Here is a 19,952-nt window from a genome sequence, read left to right as displayed (position 1 = left end):
GAGCAAAACACGTTGAAGGGGTGGCGCGCCTTTACGGCGTAATGACGATCTTCCCCGTCACCTTGCGCGCTTCCATGTCCTTGAGCGCTTGCGGGGCCTGTTCCAGCGGATACCGTGCCGAGATATGCGGACGGATCTTGCCTTCCTTCATCCAGCCGAGCATCTGGGCCATGTTGGCCTGGTTGGCCTTCGGCTCGCGCCGCGCGAAGTCGCCCCAGAATACGCCTACCAGCGACGCGCCCTTGAGCAGCGCCAGGTTCAGCGGAATCTTCGGAATTTCGCCATTGGCGAAGCCCACCACCAGATAGCGGCCCCGCCAGCCAATCGAACGGAAGGCCGGTTCCGCGTAGACGCCGCCCACCGGGTCGTAGATCACGTCCGGACCCTTGCCGTCGGTCAGCGCCTTGATGCGCTCGCGCAGGTCTTCGGTGGTGTAGTTGATCAAGGCGTCGGCGCCGTGTTCCTTGCAGACCGCCAGCTTTTCGTCGGTGGACGCCGCGGCGATCACGCGGGCGCCAATGGCCTTGCCGATTTCGATAGCCGCGAGGCCCACGCCGCCGGCTGCGCCCAGCACCAGCATGGTTTCGCCGGCCTTCAGTTCGCCACGGTCCACCACGGCGTGGTGCGACGTGCCGTAGGTCAGCGTGAACGCGGCAGCCACGTCGAAGTCGATGCCGGGCGGCATCGGCACCACGGCCTTGGCCGGCGCGCGGGCCTGGGTGGCAAACGCGCCGTTGCCCAGATAGGCAATCACCTTGTCACCGGGTTTCACATGCGTGACACCGGCGCCGACGGCATTGACCACCCCGGCCAGCTCCGAGCCGGGCGAAAACGGCAACTCGGGCTTGGCCTGGTATTTGTTCTGGATGATGAGCACATCCGGGAAGTTCACGCCGGCGGCCTTGACGTCGATGACGACTTCGCCGTCGCCGGGCACGAGGTCGGGCAGGGTTTCCAGCGCCAGCGAATCGGGCGGGCCCCAGGCTTTGCACAGTACGGCTTTCATTGTGTCTCCCATGTGTGATGTGGTCTTGCCGGTGCCGTGCCCGGCAGGAACGCCGGGGCGGCCGGGCACGACGCCGGGCAAGTGTAGCGCAAGAAAAGCACGATCGTTCTGCAGGAAAAAATCGCTGCATGTCGCCTATTCGGGCGCCGCATGGCGGCCGGCTGCCGGGGGCGCCGGCGCTGCATCTGTCCCGTTTCCGGTGCATCCGCGGTGCCGCCAGCGGCCTTTCGCTCAGGTACAATCGCGGCCATGCATATCCTTCTCGCCAACGATGACGGTTACCTTGCGCCGGGGCTCGCCGTCCTGCACGCAGCACTCGCGCCCCTGGCGCGCGTGACCGTGATCGCTCCGGAACAGAATCACAGCGGCGCGTCGAATTCTCTGACGCTGCAGCGCCCGCTTTCGGTGTACGAGGCGAAGGAAGGCGTGCAAAAGGGGTTCCGCTATATCAATGGTACGCCGACGGACTGCGTGCACGTGGCGCTGACCGGCCTGATGGAGGATCGGCCAGATCTGGTGGTGTCTGGCATCAACCAGGGCCAGAACATGGGCGAGGACGTGCTGTACTCCGGCACGGTTGCCGCAGCCATCGAGGGCTACCTGTTCGGCATCCCGTCGATCGCGTTCTCGCAGGTGCACCATGGCTGGGAGCATCTCGATGCGGCGGCGCGCGTGGCGCGCGAGATCGTCGAGAACGTGATCGCGCGTCCGCCGCGCGAACCGTTCCTGCTCAACGTCAATATTCCGAACCTGCCGTTCGAGCATATCCGCGGGCACCGCGCCACGCGCCTTGGCAAGCGCCATCCGTCGCAGCCGGTGATCCAGCAGGTGAATCCGCGCGGCGACCCCATTTACTGGATTGGCCCGGCCGGCGACGCGCGCGATGCCAGCGAGGGCACCGATTTCCATGCCACGGCCAATGGCTTCGTCTCGCTCACGCCGCTGCAGCTGGACCTGACGCATCGCGGCCAGCTCGAACAGATCGAACAGTGGCTGGGGTGAGCGTGTCATCGCCGCGCGCCCCTCAGGCGTTTTTTCGCGGTCGCCGCGCCGGTATGCTGCGCGACGGCATCGTTTTTGTCCTTCCCTTGGTTCCAGCGCCGTATCCGAAATGAGTTCCACGCCGCGCCGCCCCCGCTTTCCGCTGCCGCTGGATGCGGTAGTCGAACGCAAGCCAGCGCCCGCGCGCACTGCCGGCATGCCGGCGGTGGGCAAGCGCGCGGCCGCACCGGCGCCTGCCACCGTCAAGCCCCGCAAGCCTGCCGCCCCGCCTGCCGCACCGCCCCCGCCGGGCAGTGCCGTGGAGGCGCGCGCGTCGGCGGCCACGGCTGGCGGCGGCGGCATGGCGTCGGACCGGGCCCGTGCCGCGCTGGCCGCGCGCCTGCGCGCCGGCGGCATCCGCGACGAGCGCGTGCTGGGCGCCATCGCCACGGTGCCGCGCCATCTGTTCATGGAGCCGGGGCTGGCCTCGCAGGCCTATGAGGACGCGGCGCTGCCGATCGGGCATCAGCAGACCATTTCCAAGCCTTCGGTCGTGTCGCGCATGATCGAGCTGCTGCGCGAGGGGCTGACCCCCGATCAGCCGCTGGCGCGCGTGCTCGAAATCGGCACCGGCTGCGGCTACCAGGCCGCCGTGCTGAGCCTGTGCGCGCAGGAAGTGTTCTCCATCGAGCGAATCCGTCCGCTACACGAACAAGCCAAGGCCAACCTGCGGCCGCTGCGCGTGCCGAATATCCGCCTGCATTACGGCGACGGCATGCTGGGCCTGCCGCAGGCCGCGCCGTTCTCGTCGATCATCCTTGCCGCGGCCGGCATGGAGGTGCCGCAGGCCCTGCTGGAACAACTGGCCATCGGCGGGCGTCTGATTGCGCCGGTGGTGACACCTGGCAACGGCGCGCCGGGTCAGACGGTGACGCAGCAACTGCTGCTGATCGAGCGCCTCAATCGGCATCGATTTCACAGGACTGCGCTTGAAGCCGTTTTCTTTGTGCCCTTAAAATCGGGCACCATCTGAGTCGAACTATGCACAACATCGTGAATCAGAAGAATTCCACACGAGTCGGACAACATCTGAGCATCCTGGCCTGCGCGGCGGTACTGGCCGCCTGCGCCAATTCGCCGATGCCGGCACCCGTGGTGGACCGGACGTCCGGCGGCACCGCCCAGACGGCCGCGCCGCTGGAGCCGGCGCCTGCCGGATACTATCGGGTCAAGCGCGGCGATACCCTTTACCGAATCGCACTGGAAAATGGCCAGTCGTATCGCGACGTGGCGGCCTGGAACAATATGGCCAACGCGAACCAGATCGAGGTCGGCCAGCTGCTGCGCGTGGTGCCGCCGAGTGCCGACGTGAACGCCGCCCCGGGCGTGGCCACCGTGCCGGTGGCGCCGGGCACGGTGCAGTCGCAGCCGATCGACGCCACGCGCCCGGTGGGCACGCCGATGAGCGCATCTTCCGCCCCGGCGGCCACGCCCGCAGCGGCCGCCCCGGCCGCGGCCGCCGGCGCCAGCGCCAGCGCGGCAGCTGGCGCGTCGGCCCCGGCAGGCGACGTCCGCCTGGCCTGGCCGGCGAGCGGACAATTGATTGGTAAATTTGACGACAAAGGTAACAAAGGCATCGATATTGCTGGCAAGAAAGGCGATCCGGTGCTGGCTGCCGACGAGGGTAGGGTGATTCACGTAGGCCCCTTGCGCGGCTACGGGAATCTTGTCATCATCAAACACAACGACACGTATCTCACCGCCTACGGTCATAACGACAAGGTGCTGGTGGCAGAGCAGTCAACGGTCCGCAAGGGCCAGAAGATTGCCGAAATGGGTAACAGTGATACTGACAGGGTCAAGCTGCACTTCGAGGTTCGCAAGAACGGAAAACCGGTCGATCCGATGCGGTATCTACCGCCACAGTGAGGTTTCATGCCACGCCAGAAAACTGTTTCATCCGGAGTTGTCAGCAGGACCCGTCGTCCCAAGCAGCCGGAAGGACAGGCTGGTGTGGCAACCCGAGCCGCTGAAGGCGATGCCGAAGTATTCGAGGTCGAACTCGAACCCGCATCCGACATGGTGCCGGTGGCCGACGAGCCCATCGCGCCGGTGTCGCGCGGCAGCCTGCGCACCAATGGCGATCGGAATACCGAGCGCAACGCCGATCTGAGCGCCGACGACGCCGAGGACGAAGACGAGGAAGAAGACGAAGAGGAAGAGGCCGGCACCGAAGCCGCGCCGGAACCCGACGACTTCCGCACCGTCCTGCATACGGAACTGGCTGCCGACACGGTCCAGCACTACCTCAATCGCATCAGTATCAAGCCGCTGCTCTCGGCCCCGGAGGAACTGCATTTCTCCACGCTGGCCAAGGGCGGCGATTTTTCGGCCCGGCAGGTCATGATCGAGCGCAACCTGCGTCTCGTGGTGAGCATTGCCAAGGGCTACCTGAATCGCGGCGTGCCGCTGCTCGACCTGATCGAGGAAGGCAATCTCGGCCTGATGCACGCGATCGAGAAATTCGATCCTTCGCGCGGTTTCCGCTTTTCGACGTATGCCACCTGGTGGATCCGCCAGAGCATCGAGCGCGCGATCATGAACCAGGCCCGCACCGTGCGTTTGCCGGTGCATGTGATTCGCGAGCTCAACCAAGTCCTGCGCGCCAAGCGCCATCTTGAAAAAGGTGGCACCGATGGCCGCGACGCCAGCCTCGAGGACATCGCCCACCTGCTCGGCAAGACGCCGGACGAGGTGCAGGACGTGCTGGCACTCAATGAACATACCACCTCGCTGGATACGCCGTTCGATCTTGACCCGGGTTCGAGCCTGCTCGATTTCCTGTCGGACGAACATAACGCCGCGCCCGATCAGGAAGTGGCCCACCGCGAGCTGGAAAACCTGATGAAGCTCTGGCTGGCACGCCTGTCGGAGAAGCATCGCTATGTGGTGGAGCGCCGGTTCGGGCTCAACCACATCGAGCCGGCCACGCTCGAGGAGCTGGCCGAGGAAATGGGTCTGACGCGCGAGCGCGTGCGCCAGATCCAGCAGGAGGCGCTGGTCAAGCTCAAACGGCATTTCGCTTCGCAAGGTGTACGCAAGGACGCCGTTTTATGACCCCTGTGCTGGTATTCGACATCGAGACGATTCCCGATGTCGACGGCCTGCGCCGTTTGCATGACCATCCCGCATCGATGAGCGACGCCGAAGTCGCCGAGCATGCGTTTGCCGCCCGCCGGGAGAAGACCGGCTCCGATTTCCTGCCGCACTATCTGCAGCGCGTGGCCGCCATTTCGTGCGTGCTGCGCCGTACGCAGCGCGATGGTTCGGCGGTATTCCATGTCGGGTCGCTGGGCACGCTCGAGGATGGGGAAGCCACGCTGATCCAGAAGTTCTACGAACTGATTGCGCGCTACAGCCCGCAGCTGGTGTCGTGGAACGGGGGCGGTTTCGACCTGCCGGTGCTGCACTATCGCGGCCTGGTCCACGGTGTGGCCGCGCCACGCTACTGGGAGATGGGCGAGGGCCGCGACGACGACAGCCGCGATTTCAAGTGGAACAACTACATCAGCCGCTATCACATGCGGCACCTGGACCTGATGGACCTGCTGGCGATGTACCAGCCGCGGGCCAGCGCGCCGCTCGATGACCTGGCCAAGCTGTGCGGCTTTCCGGGCAAGATGGGCATGGACGGCAGCATGGTCTGGCAGGCGTTCCAGCAGGGCAAGCTGAACGAGATCCGCGACTATTGCGAGACCGATGTCGTCAACACGTACCTGATGTACTGCCGCTTCCAGCTGATGCGCGGCGGCCTGTCACCGCGCGAGTTCGACATGGAAGTGGCGCTGATCCAGGAATCGCTGGCCGAGCTGCCGGGCGCGCAGTGGATGGCGTACCTGCGCGCGTTCAAGCTGCAGCCGATGGCGCCCGAGGCCGAGGAAGACGACTGACGACTGCCGCGGCCACAGGCGGCGTCCGGGCAGCACTGGCCCTCAGCGGTTCAGGCTCAGGTGGATCGGCTGGTGGTCCGAGGCGTCGGTCTTGCCATTGACCTCGCAACGCGTCACGTTGGCCAGCAGGTCTTCCGTCACAAACATGAAATCGCAGGCGAACGGTGGCTCCGGCCACTGCACCTTGTCGTACAGCGCGCAGGTCGGCGCGTGCGACTGCCCTGGATGCATGTGGCACCAGGCATCTTTCCAGTTTACGGTGGCATCGGGGTAGGGCTCGATCATGCGCTGGTAGGCCACGTCATCGGGCTTGCTGTTGAAGTCGCCGCAGAGGATGGCCTCGGTCGGGCGTGGTTCGGGCGTGAACGGGCCGGGCTTTTTTTCCGACTTGCCGGGGCGCCGCGCGTGCTCGCAGGCCTCTACGTGCCACTGGCGCAGGGCGTCCGCCTGCGCGGCGCGCTGCAGCTTCGAGTAGAACTCCAGGTGGGTGCAAATGACCCGAATCGGCCTGGCCCCGGCCTCCACGGTAACTTCCAGCGCGACGCGCGGCATCGATGCCACGTCGGGATCGGCCGGCCAGGGCAGGGCATGGCGGAAGATCTCGCGCACCGGCAGCCGCGTGGCCACGACATTGCCGAACTGCCGCGGCGTGCCGTCGCCATGGGTGCGGTCCACGCCCGGCGCGAAGATGACGCGATACCCGGGCAGCAGCGCGGTCAGTTCGGCCACCTGGTCGCGCTGCGGCTGGCCTGCCATGTCCGAAAAGCCGCGGGTGACTTCCTGCAGGCAGATGACGTCGGGATCGGTCATGTCGCGGATCGTGGAAACGATGCGGGCCAGGTCGACCTTGCCGTCGGCACCGCGTCCCCACTGGATGTTCCACGAAATCAGTTCCATCGTTTCCTCTTTCGTCGTTCGGACTTTCGTGACGGCGCGATGACTGGACTACAATCGCGCTTTCGCAAAACAATACGTCAGGTCCCTCCGGTGTCTCAAGCCGTCGAATCTTCCAAGCCCGAAATGGCGGGCAAGCCGGGTGCCGCGCCCGCCGCATCCGCGCCCCCCAGCGATTCCGTGGTCACTATTCATAGCCTCGACATGGAGGCGCGTGGCGTCGGCCGCCTGGAGAATAACGAGGACGGCACACCCGGCAAGGTGATCTTCGTCGAGGGGGCGCTGCCCGGCGAAACCGTGTCGTACAAGAGCTACCGCCGCAAGCCCAGCTACGAGCAGGCGCATCTGGTGGAGGTCAAGCAGCCGTCCGTGATGCGCGTGGAGCCGGGCTGCCAGCACTTTGGCGTGTGCGGCGGCTGCTCGATGCAGCACCTGGACGCCCGGGCGCAACTGGCGATCAAGCAGCGGGTGCTGGAAGACAATCTCTGGCACCTGTCGAAAGTGAAGCCCGACGTGGTGTTCCGCCCGATCGCCGGCCCGGACTGGGGCTATCGTTACCGGGCCCGCCTGACCGTGCGCTACGTGGCCAAGAAGGGCGGAGTGCTGGTGGGATTCCACGAGCGCAAGAGCAGCTATGTGGCGGACATGACGCGCTGCGAGATCCTGCCGCCGAATGTTTCCGCGATGCTCGTGCCGTTGCGCGAACTGGTAACGGGGCTGTCGATCCGTGACCGCATGCCCCAGATCGAACTGGCCGTTGGCGCCGAAGTGACGGCGCTGGTGCTGCGCATCCTGGAGCCGCTGACCGATGCCGACAAGGACCTGCTGCGCGCGTTTGCCGACAAGCACCACGTGCAGTTCTGGCTGCAGCCCAAGGGCCCGGATACGGTCTATCCGTTCTATCCGGCCGAGCAGGAGCTGGCCTACACGCTGCCCGAATTCGGCATCCGCATGCCGTTCAAGCCCACCGACTTCACGCAGGTCAATCACCAGATCAACCGCGTCCTGATCGGCCGCGCGCTGCGCCTGCTCGATGCGCAGCCCACCGACCGGCTGCTCGACCTGTTCTGCGGCATCGGCAACTTCACGCTGCCGCTGGCCACGCAAGGTGCGTCGGTCATGGGTATCGAGGGCAGTGAAGCCCTGACCACGCGGGCGCTGGCCAACGCCGGGTACAACGGACTGGCCGACAAGACGTCGTTCGCCTGCCGCAACCTCTTCGAGGTCACTGCCGAGGATATCGCCGCGCTGGGCCGCTTCGACCGCTGGCTGGTGGATCCGCCGCGCGAAGGTGCGCTGGCCGTCTGCAAGGCGCTGGGGGAACTGCATCAGGCCGGCAGCGACGTGCTGCCCAGGCGCATCGTCTACGTATCGTGCAGCCCGGCCACGCTGGCGCGTGATGCCGGCCTGCTGGTGCACGAGGCCGGTTATCGCCTGGCGGGTGCAGGCGTGGTGAACATGTTCCCGCATACGTCGCACGTGGAGTCGATCGCCGTGTTCGAGCGCGACTGACGCGAGGGAAGGGCGCGGCCGAAGCCGGCGGCGCACAAAAAAATAGCCGCCCTCGGGCGGCTATTTTCATGATGGCGGGCCGGCTCAGTCGCGGTTGCCGCCAAAGATACCCAGCAGCGCCAGCAGGTTCACGAAGACGTTGTACACGTCCAGGTAGATGGCCAGCGTGGCGGTGATGTAGTTGGTCTCGCCGCCATTCACCACGCGCTGCACGTCGATCAGGATGAAGATCGAGAAGATCGCGATGGCGATGACCGACAGCGTGATCATCAGGGCCGGCATCTGCAACCAGATGTTGGCAATGCTGGCCAGGATCAGCAGCACGACGCCGACGAACAGGAACTTGGCCAGGCCCGAGAAATCGCGCTTGCTGACCGTGGCGATCGTGGCCATGACGCCAAATACCGCCGCAGTGCCGCCGAACGCGTACATGATCAGCGCCGGGCCGTTCGAGTACGACAGCGTCAGGCTGAGAATGCGCGCCAGCATCAGGCCCATGAAGAACGTGAAGGCCAGCAGCAGGACCACGCCCATGCTGCTGTTCTTGGTCTTCTCGATCGCGAACATGAAACCGAAAGCGACGGCCAGGAACAGCAGGGCCGACATGCCGGGGCTGCCGGCGACCAGGCCGGCGAATCCGGCAGCCACGCCGATCCATGCGCCCAGCACGGTCGGGATCATCGAGATGGCCAGCAGCCAGTAGGTATTGCGTAGGACCCGGTTGCGGACGGCAACGTCGGTGACGCCCGCAGCACTATTGCCGAATCCGTAAGTATTCAGCTTGTCGTTCATCGTGACTCCTGTCTTCAGTTCTATGTGAGGCGCCGGAGCAACCCGACGGCACAGCGCCAATGTGGCATCGCGCCTGCGGATTTGCAAGGGCCTTTGTCCACACAATCACCCTTGTCATTAGTTGTTTTCCGAAAACGCAAACATTTGACGAAGCGTTTGCGGTGCCGTTCCCACATTTCACGAATGTAATGTGATTCATGAATAACAATTCTTGCGGTAACAGCGCACACCGCAAGGATCGTCGAGACCATTGGCGCGCGTGCTCGAATCCGCCATGCGGTCGTGCTAGAATTGCACGTTTAATCCATTTGTAACCCCTTCATTTTTCGGAGTTTTTCATGGCGATCGAACGCACCCTGTCGATTATCAAGCCGGATGCCGTGGCCAAGAACGTTATCGGCCAGATCTACGCCCGTTTCGAGGCCGCTGGCCTGAAGATCGTTGCTGCCAAGATGGTTCACCTGTCGCGCGGTGAAGCCGAGCAGTTCTACGCCGTGCACAAGGCACGCCCGTTCTTCAAGGACCTGGTGGACTTCATGGTGTCGGGCCCGGTCATGATCCAGGCTCTGGAAGGCGAGAACGCCATCGCCAAGCACCGCGACCTGATGGGCGCCACCGACCCGAAGAAGGCGGAAAAGGGCACGATCCGCGCCGATTTCGCCGACAGCATCGACGCCAACGCCGTGCACGGCTCGGACGCCGCTGAAACGGCTGCCGTGGAAGTGGCTTTCTTCTTCCCGGGCATGAACGTTTACAGCCGCTGATTGTCTTCTGACACTCACGACTGAACCTGTAGTCAAGCTGGAAACTGCCGTCATGAACGATCTCGTCAACCTGCTCGACCTCGACGCGGACGCGCTCACCGCCTATTGCGGCGAGCTCGGCGAGAAGCCGTTCCGTGCGCGGCAGCTGCAACGCTGGATCCACCAGTTCGGTGCCAGCCGCTTCGACGCCATGTCGGATCTCGCCAAGTCGCTGCGCGAAAAGCTCGCGACGCGGGCCGAGATCCGGTCGCCTGCCATCATCACCGACAACCTGTCGGCTGACGGCACGCGCAAATGGCTGCTCGATGTCGGCGCCGGCAACGCGGTGGAGACGGTCTACATCCCCGAGGACACGCGCGGTACGCTGTGCGTGTCGTCGCAGGCGGGATGCGCCGTCAACTGCCGGTTCTGTTCCACCGGCAAGCAGGGTTTTTCGCGCAACCTGACGACCGGCGAAATCATTGGCCAGCTGTGGATGGCCGAATTCGCCATGCGTGCCCAGCTGGGCCGGGGTCCGAAGGACGACCGTGTCATCTCCAACGTGGTGATGATGGGCATGGGCGAGCCGCTGCTGAATTACGATGCCGTCGTGCCGGCCATGCGGCTGATGCTCGACGACAATGCATACGGGCTGTCGCGCCGCCGCGTGACGCTGTCCACGTCCGGCGTGGTGCCGATGATGGACCGCCTGTCCAGGGATCTGCCCGTGGCGCTGGCCGTGTCGCTGCACGCGTCGAACGATGCGCTGCGGGACGTGCTTGTGCCGCTGAACCGCAAGTATCCGCTGGCCGATCTGATGGCGGCCTGCCGCCGCTACCTGGAATTCGCGCCGCGCGATTTCATTACTTTCGAATACTGCATGCTCGACGGCGTCAACGACACCGTCGAACATGCGCGGGAATTGCTGAAGCTTGTGGCCGACGTGCCCTGCAAGTTCAACCTGATCCCGTTCAACCCGTTCCCGGAATCGGGCCTGAAGCGATCGAACAACGATCAGATTCGCCGCTTCGCCCAGGTGTTGATGGACGCGGGCATCGTGACGACGATCCGCAAGACCCGGGGCGACGACATCGACGCCGCCTGCGGGCAACTGGCCGGCGAGGTCATGGATCGTACCCGTCTGGCCGAGCGCGGCAAGTTCGGCAAGATCACGCCACTGGTTCCGGTGGGTGCCGGAACCGCTCGGGAGGTCCGTCCTGCATGACCCGTCTGCTTGTCGCTGCCCTGTCAGGGCTGTTGATGCTGTCTGCCTGCACGCTGCCCACCGGGCCCCAGCAGGACATCAAGACCGCTTCCGACCAGACCGCCGCTGACAAGCGTGCGTCGCTCCGGCTGCGCCTGGCCACGCAGTATCTTGAGGCGCGCCAGTATCCGGTGGCGCTCGACGAGGTCAAGCAGGCCATTAGTATCGATCCGTCGAACGCCGACGCCTATCACGTGCGTGCCCTGGCCTACATGGGCATGAACGAGAACGCGCTGGCCGAGGACAGCTTCCGCACTGCGCTTAACATGCGGGCGAACGATCCCGATGTGCTGAACAACTATGGCTGGTTCCTGTGCCAGACCAACCGCTACGCCGAGGGCAAGGCCACGCTGCAACGCGCGGTGCAGACCCCGTCGATGAACGGTCCGGTCAAGCCGCTGACGAACCTCGGCATTTGCGAGATGCGCCACGGCAATATGGCCGAGGCCGAAAAAAATCTGCAAACGGCCTACGGATATGACCGTAACGATCCGTCAGTGCTCATGAATCTCGCGCAATTGTATTTCCAGCGCGGGGACATGGGACAAGCCCGGCAGTTTGCCGGCCGCGTCAACGCGAGCCGCTTTGCCAGCGCGCAATCCCTCTGGCTGGGTGCGCGCATTGCCCACCGCCAGGGCGATACCCAGACGCAGGGCGCGATGATCGCGGAACTGCGTAACCGTTTCCCCGATTCGCGCGAGCTGACCGCATACGAGAGAGGAGCTTGGGATGAATGAAGAAGAGCGCGCCGGTAGCCAGGCAGCAACGCACGTTGCCGGCGGCGCGACAGACTCCGACCGCGAGGCAGTGGCCCGCGAGATCGGGGCGCAACTGAAAGAGGGTCGCGAGGCGCAACGCCTGTCGCTGGAGGATGTCGGGGCACGCCTGAAGGTGGCGCCCAACAAGCTCATGGCGATCGAGGCAGGCGACGTGTCGAGCCTGATGGACGTGACGTTTGCCAAGGGCGTGATGCGCGCCTACGCGCGCACGCTCCAGATCGATATCGACGCGCTGCTTGGCCAGTATCACGCGCGGGCGCAGGCCACGCCGGTGACTGGCATCACGCGCCGCCATGAAGGCGCGTTGAACCAGGCGTTCGACGACCGCAAGCGTTTTGGCAGCAAGAGCACCGGCGGCGCCGGGGGGCGCTGGATCTGGCTGGTTTGCGTGCTGGCACTGGTGGCAGTGGGCGTTTATTTCGGCTATGACCACGCCAAGGCATGGTTCGATGCACACAGCAAGGCCGCGGCGGAAGCCCCGGCAAGCGACAAGCCGGCCGAGAAGGTCTCGGAGGAAGGCAGCGCACAGAGCAACGGCGACGGCACCGTGACCGCGGCCTTGCCGCCGGTAATGGCGGGCAACGATTCGCCGGCACCGTCCGAGGCGGCCCCCGCCGACGCGACGGCCAAGGCAGAACCGGCTGCGCCGGCAACCAAGGCTGCCCCGGCCCCCGCGACCGCGGCGCCCGCCCAGACCCCGGTTGCCACCACGACGGCTGGCATGCCGCTGGCAACGGGCGGCGCCGTGAACCTGCCTCAGGACGCGCCGGCGAAGCCGGCAGCGCCGGCCGCTGCGGCCCCGGCCGTCGCCGCGCCTGCTGCCGCCGCAGCGCCCGCTTCGACGGCGTCCGGCGATGGCGCGGTGCAGATCCGCTTTGCCTCCGACACCTGGTACGAGGTCCGTGATCGCACCGGCAAGGTGATCCTGGGTGGCACGGCCAAGGGCGGCGACGCCGTGGCCGGCAGCGGTGCGGGTGGCCCGTACAAGGTCATTCTCGGCAACGTAAAGGGCGTGGAGTCGCTGGCGCACAATGGCTCGCCGGTGAACTTCAAGTCTGCCGACCGGAACAATGTGGCGCGCCTGACCCTGCAGTAATGCGGCCGGGCAGCGCAATCAGTCATGCCATTTGAAGGTGGTAACGCAATGCACCAGAATGCTTCCCACCCGGTGATTCCGGGTCCGCTGCCGCGCCGCGTGTCGCGCCAGGCCAGCGTCGTGTGGGGCGACAATATCGTGACGATCGGCGGCGGCGCGCCCGTGCGCATCCAGTCGATGACCAATACGGACACCGTCGATGCGATCGGCACTGCCATCCAGATCAAGGATCTGGCGCGTGCAGGCTCCGAGATCGTCCGGATTACCGTCAATACGCCGGAAGCCGCGGCGGCCGTGCCGGCCGTCCGCGAGCAGTTGGACCGCATGGGCGTGAACGTGCCGCTGGTGGGCGACTTCCACTACAACGGCCATACGCTGCTGCACGACTATCCCGAGTGCGCGCAGGCGCTGTCGAAGTATCGGATCAACCCCGGCAACGTGGGCAAGGGCGCCAAGCGCGACAAGCAGTTCGCCGAGATGATCGAGATGGCGTGCCGCTACAACAAGCCGGTGCGCATCGGCGTGAACTGGGGCAGCCTGGACCAGGACCTGCTCGCCCGGATCATGGATGAGAACGCCAAGCGCGCCGAGCCGTGGCCGGCGCAGAGCGTGATGGTCGAGGCCCTGATCACGTCGGCGATCGAGTCGGCGCAGAAGGCCGAGGAAATCGGCCTGGCCGGCAACCAGATCATCCTGTCGTGCAAGGTGTCGCAGGTGCAGGAGCTGGTGGCGGTGTACCGCGAGCTGGCGCGCCGCTGCGAGTATGCGCTGCATCTGGGCCTGACCGAGGCCGGCATGGGCAGCAAGGGCATCGTGGCCTCGACGGCGGCGCTGTCGGTGCTGCTGCAGGAAGGCATCGGCGACACGATTCGTATTTCGCTGACGCCGGAACCGGGCGCGCCGCGCGAGAAGGAAGTCTACGTCGGCCAGGAAATCCTGCAGACGATGGGCCTGCGCAACTTCACCCCGATGGTGATTGCGTGCCCGGGTTGCGGTCGTACCACGAGCACGACGTTCCAGGAGCTGGCGGCCAGCATCCAGGGTTATCTGCGCGAGCAGATGCCGGTCTGGAAGAACGAGTTCCCGGGCGTGGAAGAGATGGACGTGGCCGTGATGGGTTGCATCGTGAACGGCCCCGGCGAGAGCAAGCACGCCAATATCGGCATTTCGCTGCCCGGCTCGGGCGAATCGCCGGCGGCGCCGGTGTTCGTCGACGGCGTGAAGGTCAAGACGCTGCGCGGCGAGAACATCGCCCAGGAATTCCAGGCGATCGTGGACGAGTACGTCCGCTCGCACTACGGCCCGAATGCCACGCAGGCAAAACAGGGCGCGGTGGCCTGAGCGCAGGGGCGCCAGGTCAGCATCGGTATCACGAAGAGAACAATGAGCGAAGACAAGACGAAGGCCGACAAGGCACTGCAGGGCGTGAAGGGCATGAACGACATGCTGCCCGCCGACGCCCCGCTGTGGGAAATGTTTGAAAGCGCCGCGCGCAGCATGCTGCGTGCCTATGGCTATCAGCAGATCCGTACGCCGATCGTCGAGCATACGCAGCTCTTCGTGCGCGGCATCGGCGAGGTGACCGACATCGTCGAGAAGGAAATGTATTCCTTCACCGACGCCCTGAACGGCGAGAACCTGACGCTGCGTCCGGAAGGCACCGCGGCGGCCGTGCGTGCCACCATCGAGCACAATCTGCTGTACGACGGCCCGAAGCGCCTGTGGTACACCGGCCCGATGTTCCGTCACGAGAAGCCGCAGCGTGGCCGTTATCGCCAGTTCCACCAGCTTGGCGCCGAGGCGCTGGGCTTTGCCGGCCCGGATGTGGATGCGGAAATCATCCTGATGTGCCAGCGCCTGTGGGACGACCTGGGCCTGGTCGGCGTCCGCCTGGAGCTGAATTCGCTAGGCCAGGCACACGAGCGTGCCGCGCACCGCGAGGAACTGATCAAGTACCTGGAAGGCTTCAAGGACATCCTCGACGAGGATGGCAAGCGTCGCCTGTATACCAATCCGCTGCGCGTGCTGGATACCAAGAATCCGGCGCTGCAGGAAATGGCGGCCAACGCGCCGAAGCTGAACGATTTCCTGGGCGAGGAATCGCTGGCGCACTTCGAGGGCGTTCAGCGGATCTTGAAGGCGAACAATATCCCCTTCAAGATCAATCCGCGCCTGGTGCGTGGTCTGGACTACTACAACCTGACCGTGTTCGAGTGGATCACCGACAAGCTCGGCGCCCAGGGCACGATCGCCGGCGGTGGCCGCTACGATCCGCTGATCCAGCAGATGGGTGGCAAGCCCGCGCCGGCCTGCGGCTGGGCGATGGGTATCGAGCGCATCATCGAACTGCTGCGCGAGGAAAAGCTGGTGCCGGAGTCGCAGGGCTGCGACGTGTACATGGTCCACCAGGGCCAGGCCGCGAGCGAGCAGGCGATGATTGCGGGCGAGCGGCTGCGCGACGCGGGCCTGGACGTGGTCTTCCATGCCACACCTGACGGCAAGAGCGGCAGCTTCAAGTCGCAGATGAAGCGCGCCGACGCAAGTGGCGCATCCTTTGCCGTTATCATTGGCGAGGACGAAATCGCCGCCGGCACGGTGCAGGTCAAGCAGCTGCGCGGCGGCAATGCAGCCGAAGGCGGCCCGCAGACCAGCGTGCCGGCCGAGAACGTTGTCGACTTCATCATCGACAGGATGGTCGACGAAATCGAATCGGACGACGGGGACGACGAGCAATAAGCACGCCGTCGGTCGCGCCGCACGGCCGCTGTCCTGTCAGGAAGCGGCCGTGTCAATTTCAACCAACGCGGGTAACTGCCTCGACATGGCTTACGATCTAGAAGAACAGGAACAGCTTGAGAGCCTCAAGGCCTGGTGGAAACAGTACGGCAATGCCGTCACCTGGGCGCTGATTGTCGCCTTGCTGGCGTTCGCGGGCTGGTCCGGCTGGAACTACTGGCAGCGCAAGCAGGCCGGCGACGCGGCGGTGCTGTACGAGCAGGTGACCAAGGCTGCCGAGGCGCGCGACGCCGAGCGCGTCAAGCGCGCGGCTACCGATCTGGAAGACAAGTTCGGCCGCACCGCCTATGGCCCGATGAGCGCGCTGACGGCAGCCAAGGTGCTGTACGACGCGGGCGACCTGGCCGGCGCCAAGACGCAGCTGCAGTGGGCCATCGACCATGGTGGCGACGACTACGCGCCGCTGGCGCGCGTGCGTCTGGCCGGCGTGCTGCTGGACGAGAAGGCCTACGACCAGGGCCTGGCGCTGCTCAAGGATGCGCCTGCGCAGTACGAGGCACTGTTCGCCGATCGCCGTGGCGATCTGCTGGCCGCCCAGGACAAGCGCGACGAGGCACGCACCGCCTACCGCCGCGCGCTGGAAAAGCTCGGCGCGAGCGAAGGCGGCATGCGCCAGATCATCCAGTTCAAGCTCGACGCGCTGGGCACCGCGTGAGCGGACCGCGGACCCTTTCAAAAAATACAGGATCGCATCCTATGACGTCATTGCTTCGCACAGCCGCAACCCGTACGCTCGTGGCCGGCACCTGCCTGGGCCTGCTGGCGGGCTGCTCGCTGTTCAGCAAGGAAAACAAGCACCCGCCCACCGAACTGAAGCCGATTTCGGCCACGCTGTCGGTCAAGCAGGCCTGGAAGGCCGACGTGGGCAAGAGCGGCCCGTACGTCATGGCCCCTGTGGCAGCTGGCGATGTGGTGTTCGTGTCGGGCAAGAGCGGCGCGGTGATGGCGATCAACGCCACCAGCGGCCAGACGCTCTGGAAGGCCAAGACCGATCTCGACCTGACTTCGGGTCCGGGTTCGGACGGCGACACGACCGCCGTGGCCGCAGAGAAGGGCGCGATCTACGCGTTCGACAAGAGCGGCAAGCAGATCTGGAAGAAGCAGGTCAACGGCGAGGTCCTGTCGGCACCGCTGGTCGGCAACGGCCTGGTCGTGGTGCGTACTACCGACACCCGCATCATCGGACTGGATGCCGGCACCGGCGACCGCCGCTGGATCTACCAACGTTCGCAGTCGCCGCTGAACCTGCGTGCCGCGATGGGCATGGTGTATGCCGGTGACGGCATCGTCACGGGTTTCCCGGGTGGCAAGCTTGGCGTGCTGGCTCCGGGCAATGGCGTGCTGCGCTGGGAAAGCACGGTGTCGTATCCGAAGGGCGTGTCCGAGATCGAGCGCCTGAACGATGTGACGGGCATGCCGGCGGTGATGGGCCGCCAGGTCTGCGCCACCACGTTCCAGGGCCGCATCGCCTGCCTGGAACTGGCCAATGGCCAGCCGCAATGGGGCAAGGACTTCTCGTCGCCGATGGGCCTGACGCAGGACGACAACTCGCTGTTCGCCAGCGACGAGACGTCGGCGGTGTTCTCGTTCGATCGCCAGAACGGCAACGAGCGCTGGAAGAATATGGACCTGCGCTACCGCAGCCTGGGCGCCCCGGCGTCCATCGGCCGTTCGGTGGTCGTGGGCGACTATGAAGGTTTTGTCCACTTCCTGTCGCGCGAGGATGGCACCATCCTGGCGCGCATGAAGACGGACGGCAGTGCGATCAGCGCGGCACCGGTGATCGCCGGCCAGACGCTGGTGGTGCAGACCCGTGACGGCGACGTCTACGGCTTCGTACCGAACTGATCGGCTGATTGCCAGGGGCGCCAGCGATGGCGCCAGAATAAAAGCGTGCCCGCGCACGCAAGGCCGCCCATGCCCCTGTCGCATGGGCGGCGCCAATCCGGTAGCATGATCCCTGGTCGTGCCAACATAGCGGACTGGAACAGCGGTTCCATATCCGCCCCGACAGGAAAAGCGGCCAGCCGTGGACACATCACGGGGGTTGTCGGATCAACATGACTCCGGAATTGCTGGGGGACGGCGCGTGCCGGCCCCTGTTTCCGTTTATTGAATGAAACCAGTTATCGCACTCGTCGGCCGTCCCAATGTGGGCAAGTCGACGCTATTCAATCGCATGACCCGCTCGCGCGACGCTCTCGTCGCCGATCTGCCGGGCCTGACACGGGACCGCCACTACGGCGAGGGCCGTATCGGCGATCGTCCGTTCATCGTGATCGACACCGGCGGCTTCGAGCCCGTTGCCAAGGACGGCATCGTGGCCGAAATGGCCAAGCAGACGCGCCAGGCCGTGGTGGAAGCGGACGTCGTGATCTTCCTGGTGGACGGTCGCCTGGGGCTTGCGCCACAGGATCGCGTGATCGCCGACTACCTGCGCAAGACGGGTCGGCGCATCATGCTGGCCGTCAACAAGGCCGAGGGCATGAGGTACACCTCGGTGGCGGCCGATTTCTACGAGCTGGGCATGGGCGATCCGTACGCGATCTCGTCCACGCACGGCGACGGCGTGAGCGAACTCGTCGACGAGGCGCTGGAGCTTGCCGTGCAGGAGCGTCCGGAACTGGCCGACCAGGACGACGCCGGCCAGCGCGGCACCAAGATCGCCATCGTGGGCCGGCCGAACGTGGGCAAGTCCACGCTGGTCAACACGCTGATCGGCGAAGAGCGCGTGATCGCGTTCGATATGCCGGGTACCACGCGCGACGCGATCTATGTGGAGTTCGAGCGCGGTGGCAAGCCCTACACGCTGATCGACACGGCGGGCCTGCGCAAGCGCGGCAAGGTGTTCGAGGCGATCGAGAAATTCTCGGTGGTCAAGACGCTGCAGTCGATTGCCGATGCCAACGTGGTGGTGCTGCTGCTCGATGCCCAGCAGGACATTTCCGAGCAGGACGCGCATATCGCCGGCTTTATCGTGGAATCGGGCCGCGCACTGGTGGTGGGCGTGAACAAGTGGGATGGCCTCGACGGCCACGCCCGCGACCGCGTGAAGCACGACCTCGAGCGCAAGCTCCAGTTCCTGAGTTTCGCCAACGTCCATTACGTGTCGGCCAAGGAACGTACCGGAATTGGTGCATTGCTGCGCTCGGTGGACGATGCGTACGCCGCCGCGATGGTCAAGCTGCCCACGCCGCAACTCACGCGAGTGCTGCAGGAAGCGGTGGAATTCCAGCAACCGAAGCGCGCGGGGGTGTCGCGCCCCAAGATGCGCTACGCGCACCAGGGTGGTTCCAATCCCCCGATCGTGGTCATCCACGGCAACGGACTGCAGAACGTGACGGACGCGTACAAGCGTTATCTGGAAAACCGCTTCCGGACGGCGTTCAAGCTCAAGGGCACGCCATTGCGCATCGAATTCCGTACGAACAAAAACCCTTACGCCGAATCGAAGGATTGAGCCCAAAAGGTGCCGTTCCTCGTCCGAAGTTTCGTTTGCGTTCGTTTGGAACTGCGGCTAAATTCACGAGTAGCAGGGGTAGCCCTGCTGCGTTGATGCCAGCTTGGTACCGTTTTGATCTTTTTTCTGGCGCGTTTTTGCGCCAACTGACTTGAACCGGGGACTTTCGTCCCCATGATCCATCACTAAATCTATAATTTTGGAGTGTGCCATGAGCAACAAAGGGCAATTGCTACAAGACCCGTTCCTGAACGCGCTGCGCAAAGAGCACGTGCCGGTTTCCATCTACCTCGTCAATGGCATCAAGCTGCAAGGCAATATCGAGTCGTTCGACCAATATGTCGTGCTGTTGCGTAACACCGTGACGCAAATGGTGTACAAGCATGCGATTTCTACCGTCGTGCCGGCGCGCGCGGTGAATTTCCGTGTGGATGATTCTTCCGAGGCCTGATTTTTCCTCGTTTGTGGGCGGCCGCATCCGCATGCGGCCGTCACGCTGCACGTTCCCGCCCCAGCTGTTCTCCGGCCTGCGCCGCCGGCGCTGCCCTGACCGGTCGGCATCTTCCGAATCCGGTTCCCGATCCAGCCTGCATCCGTCACCGAGCCCCATGGCGCTGGTGTGCGACAGCTTGCCGCAGCGCGGCCTGCCATTGTCTTGACAATCGGTTCCAACCCCGTT

Annotated in this window: 19 protein-coding genes; 16 read left to right on the top strand and 3 right to left on the bottom strand. The window is 65.1% G+C overall.

What is annotated here, in order from left to right; all coding sequences use genetic code 11:
* Positions 1-31 precede the first annotated feature (31 nt).
* Positions 32-1,006 (bottom strand): NADPH:quinone oxidoreductase family protein, encoded by a 975-nt coding sequence (locus tag D9X30_RS26170; RefSeq protein WP_153945287.1) that lies wholly within the window; start codon positions 1,004-1,006, stop codon positions 32-34.
* Between the two features lie 249 nt (positions 1,007-1,255).
* Here D9X30_RS26170 and surE point away from each other — a divergent pair, with 249 nt between their 5' ends.
* The 5 genes from surE to D9X30_RS26145 all read left to right on the top strand — a co-directional run bounded on the left by surE (position 1,256) and on the right by D9X30_RS26145 (position 5,937).
* A complete protein-coding gene (surE, locus tag D9X30_RS26165) occupies positions 1,256-2,008 on the top strand; it encodes a 5'/3'-nucleotidase SurE (protein WP_153945286.1) in 753 nt (250 codons plus the stop codon).
* 109 nt (positions 2,009-2,117) lie between these two features.
* Complete coding sequence (locus tag D9X30_RS26160; RefSeq protein WP_092594117.1) at positions 2,118-3,020, top strand: protein-L-isoaspartate(D-aspartate) O-methyltransferase; 903 nt, start codon at positions 2,118-2,120, stop codon at positions 3,018-3,020.
* Positions 3,021-3,028: 8 nt separating this feature from the next.
* Positions 3,029-3,916 carry a peptidoglycan DD-metalloendopeptidase family protein gene (locus tag D9X30_RS26155; RefSeq protein ID WP_153945285.1) on the top strand — a complete coding sequence of 296 codons (888 nt, stop codon included), beginning with the start codon at positions 3,029-3,031 and terminating at the stop codon, positions 3,914-3,916.
* A gap of 6 nt (positions 3,917-3,922) precedes the next feature.
* A complete protein-coding gene (gene rpoS / locus D9X30_RS26150; protein WP_153945284.1) occupies positions 3,923-5,104 on the top strand; it encodes an RNA polymerase sigma factor RpoS in 1,182 nt (393 codons plus the stop codon).
* The gene (locus D9X30_RS26145; protein WP_153945283.1) at positions 5,101-5,937 is read left to right on the top strand and encodes a 3'-5' exonuclease; all 837 of its coding nucleotides are present in this window, start codon (positions 5,101-5,103) and stop codon (positions 5,935-5,937) included. The genes rpoS and D9X30_RS26145 overlap by 4 nt, the downstream gene beginning before the upstream one ends.
* 42 nt (positions 5,938-5,979) lie before the next feature.
* Here the strand turns inward: D9X30_RS26145 and D9X30_RS26140 are convergent, their stop codons facing one another.
* Entirely contained in the window at positions 5,980-6,834 is an 855-nt protein-coding gene (locus D9X30_RS26140) for an endonuclease/exonuclease/phosphatase family protein (protein WP_153945282.1), read from the bottom strand.
* Positions 6,835-6,957: 123 nt separating this feature from the next.
* On the opposite strand from D9X30_RS26140, the gene rlmD reads away from it, so the two are divergent.
* Positions 6,958-8,343: a 23S rRNA (uracil(1939)-C(5))-methyltransferase RlmD gene (gene rlmD, locus D9X30_RS26135; protein ID WP_153945672.1), complete on the top strand. Its 1,386-nt coding sequence runs from the start codon at positions 6,958-6,960 to the stop codon at positions 8,341-8,343.
* A gap of 84 nt (positions 8,344-8,427) precedes the next feature.
* Here rlmD and D9X30_RS26130 read toward each other — a convergent pair whose 3' ends face one another.
* The gene (locus D9X30_RS26130) at positions 8,428-9,135 is read right to left on the bottom strand and encodes a Bax inhibitor-1/YccA family protein (protein ID WP_153945281.1); all 708 of its coding nucleotides are present in this window, start codon (positions 9,133-9,135) and stop codon (positions 8,428-8,430) included.
* Between the two features lie 338 nt (positions 9,136-9,473).
* Between D9X30_RS26130 and ndk the strand changes: the two genes are divergently transcribed.
* The 10 genes from ndk to hfq all read left to right on the top strand — a co-directional run bounded on the left by ndk (position 9,474) and on the right by hfq (position 19,724).
* Positions 9,474-9,899: a nucleoside-diphosphate kinase gene (ndk, locus tag D9X30_RS26125; protein WP_092594111.1), complete on the top strand. Its 426-nt coding sequence runs from the start codon at positions 9,474-9,476 to the stop codon at positions 9,897-9,899.
* A 52-nt stretch (positions 9,900-9,951) separates the two neighbouring features.
* Entirely contained in the window at positions 9,952-11,103 is a 1,152-nt protein-coding gene (rlmN, locus tag D9X30_RS26120) for a dual-specificity RNA methyltransferase RlmN (RefSeq protein ID WP_153945280.1), read from the top strand.
* The gene (gene pilW / locus D9X30_RS26115; protein ID WP_153945279.1) at positions 11,100-11,879 is read left to right on the top strand and encodes a type IV pilus biogenesis/stability protein PilW; all 780 of its coding nucleotides are present in this window, start codon (positions 11,100-11,102) and stop codon (positions 11,877-11,879) included. The genes rlmN and pilW overlap by 4 nt, the downstream gene beginning before the upstream one ends.
* Positions 11,872-13,017, top strand: a complete 1,146-nt coding sequence (locus D9X30_RS26110) for a RodZ domain-containing protein (RefSeq protein WP_153945278.1) — start codon at positions 11,872-11,874, stop codon at positions 13,015-13,017. The genes pilW and D9X30_RS26110 overlap by 8 nt, the downstream gene beginning before the upstream one ends.
* Before the next feature lie 48 nt (positions 13,018-13,065).
* Complete coding sequence (gene ispG, locus D9X30_RS26105; protein WP_153945277.1) at positions 13,066-14,358, top strand: flavodoxin-dependent (E)-4-hydroxy-3-methylbut-2-enyl-diphosphate synthase; 1,293 nt, start codon at positions 13,066-13,068, stop codon at positions 14,356-14,358.
* Positions 14,359-14,400: 42 nt separating this feature from the next.
* Complete coding sequence (gene hisS / locus D9X30_RS26100) at positions 14,401-15,753, top strand: histidine--tRNA ligase (protein WP_153945276.1); 1,353 nt, start codon at positions 14,401-14,403, stop codon at positions 15,751-15,753.
* Between the two features lie 85 nt (positions 15,754-15,838).
* A complete protein-coding gene (locus D9X30_RS26095) occupies positions 15,839-16,468 on the top strand; it encodes a YfgM family protein (RefSeq protein WP_066733811.1) in 630 nt (209 codons plus the stop codon).
* A 41-nt stretch (positions 16,469-16,509) separates the two neighbouring features.
* Positions 16,510-17,661, top strand: coding sequence for an outer membrane protein assembly factor BamB (bamB, locus tag D9X30_RS26090; RefSeq protein ID WP_153945275.1), 1,152 nt, complete (start codon positions 16,510-16,512; stop codon positions 17,659-17,661).
* 268 nt (positions 17,662-17,929) lie between these two features.
* Positions 17,930-19,273 carry a ribosome biogenesis GTPase Der gene (gene der / locus D9X30_RS26085; RefSeq protein WP_092594104.1) on the top strand — a complete coding sequence of 448 codons (1,344 nt, stop codon included), beginning with the start codon at positions 17,930-17,932 and terminating at the stop codon, positions 19,271-19,273.
* Positions 19,274-19,484: 211 nt separating this feature from the next.
* Complete coding sequence (hfq, locus tag D9X30_RS26080; protein WP_153945274.1) at positions 19,485-19,724, top strand: RNA chaperone Hfq; 240 nt, start codon at positions 19,485-19,487, stop codon at positions 19,722-19,724.
* Positions 19,725-19,952: the final 228 nt, after the last annotated feature.

Source organism: Cupriavidus sp. U2 (genome assembly GCF_009663685.2).
Classification (GTDB): domain Bacteria; phylum Pseudomonadota; class Gammaproteobacteria; order Burkholderiales; family Burkholderiaceae; genus Cupriavidus; species Cupriavidus necator_C.
The sequence above is the reverse complement of the archived record's forward strand: the minus strand, read 5'-3'. Positions and strand labels throughout refer to the sequence as shown.

Excerpts from the sequence above, each read along its gene's own strand:
- der (WP_092594104.1), top strand. The coding sequence starts at position 17,930 with ATGAAACCAGTTATCGCACTCGTCGGCCGTCCCAATGTGGGCAAGTCG.
- ndk (WP_092594111.1), top strand. The coding sequence starts at position 9,474 with ATGGCGATCGAACGCACCCTGTCGATTATCAAGCCGGATGCCGTGGCC.
- ispG (WP_153945277.1), top strand. The coding sequence starts at position 13,066 with ATGCACCAGAATGCTTCCCACCCGGTGATTCCGGGTCCGCTGCCGCGC.
- D9X30_RS26170 (WP_153945287.1), bottom strand. The coding sequence starts at position 1,006 with ATGAAAGCCGTACTGTGCAAAGCCTGGGGCCCGCCCGATTCGCTGGCG.
- D9X30_RS26110 (WP_153945278.1), top strand. The coding sequence starts at position 11,872 with ATGAATGAAGAAGAGCGCGCCGGTAGCCAGGCAGCAACGCACGTTGCC.
- rpoS (WP_153945284.1), top strand. The coding sequence starts at position 3,923 with ATGCCACGCCAGAAAACTGTTTCATCCGGAGTTGTCAGCAGGACCCGT.
- D9X30_RS26095 (WP_066733811.1), top strand. The coding sequence starts at position 15,839 with ATGGCTTACGATCTAGAAGAACAGGAACAGCTTGAGAGCCTCAAGGCC.
- bamB (WP_153945275.1), top strand. The coding sequence starts at position 16,510 with ATGACGTCATTGCTTCGCACAGCCGCAACCCGTACGCTCGTGGCCGGC.
- hisS (WP_153945276.1), top strand. The coding sequence starts at position 14,401 with ATGAGCGAAGACAAGACGAAGGCCGACAAGGCACTGCAGGGCGTGAAG.
- pilW (WP_153945279.1), top strand. The coding sequence starts at position 11,100 with ATGACCCGTCTGCTTGTCGCTGCCCTGTCAGGGCTGTTGATGCTGTCT.
- D9X30_RS26130 (WP_153945281.1), bottom strand. The coding sequence starts at position 9,135 with ATGAACGACAAGCTGAATACTTACGGATTCGGCAATAGTGCTGCGGGC.
- rlmN (WP_153945280.1), top strand. The coding sequence starts at position 9,952 with ATGAACGATCTCGTCAACCTGCTCGACCTCGACGCGGACGCGCTCACC.
- D9X30_RS26155 (WP_153945285.1), top strand. The coding sequence starts at position 3,029 with ATGCACAACATCGTGAATCAGAAGAATTCCACACGAGTCGGACAACAT.
- rlmD (WP_153945672.1), top strand. The coding sequence starts at position 6,958 with ATGGCGGGCAAGCCGGGTGCCGCGCCCGCCGCATCCGCGCCCCCCAGC.
- D9X30_RS26145 (WP_153945283.1), top strand. The coding sequence starts at position 5,101 with ATGACCCCTGTGCTGGTATTCGACATCGAGACGATTCCCGATGTCGAC.
- surE (WP_153945286.1), top strand. The coding sequence starts at position 1,256 with ATGCATATCCTTCTCGCCAACGATGACGGTTACCTTGCGCCGGGGCTC.
- hfq (WP_153945274.1), top strand. The coding sequence starts at position 19,485 with ATGAGCAACAAAGGGCAATTGCTACAAGACCCGTTCCTGAACGCGCTG.
- D9X30_RS26140 (WP_153945282.1), bottom strand. The coding sequence starts at position 6,834 with ATGGAACTGATTTCGTGGAACATCCAGTGGGGACGCGGTGCCGACGGC.
- D9X30_RS26160 (WP_092594117.1), top strand. The coding sequence starts at position 2,118 with ATGAGTTCCACGCCGCGCCGCCCCCGCTTTCCGCTGCCGCTGGATGCG.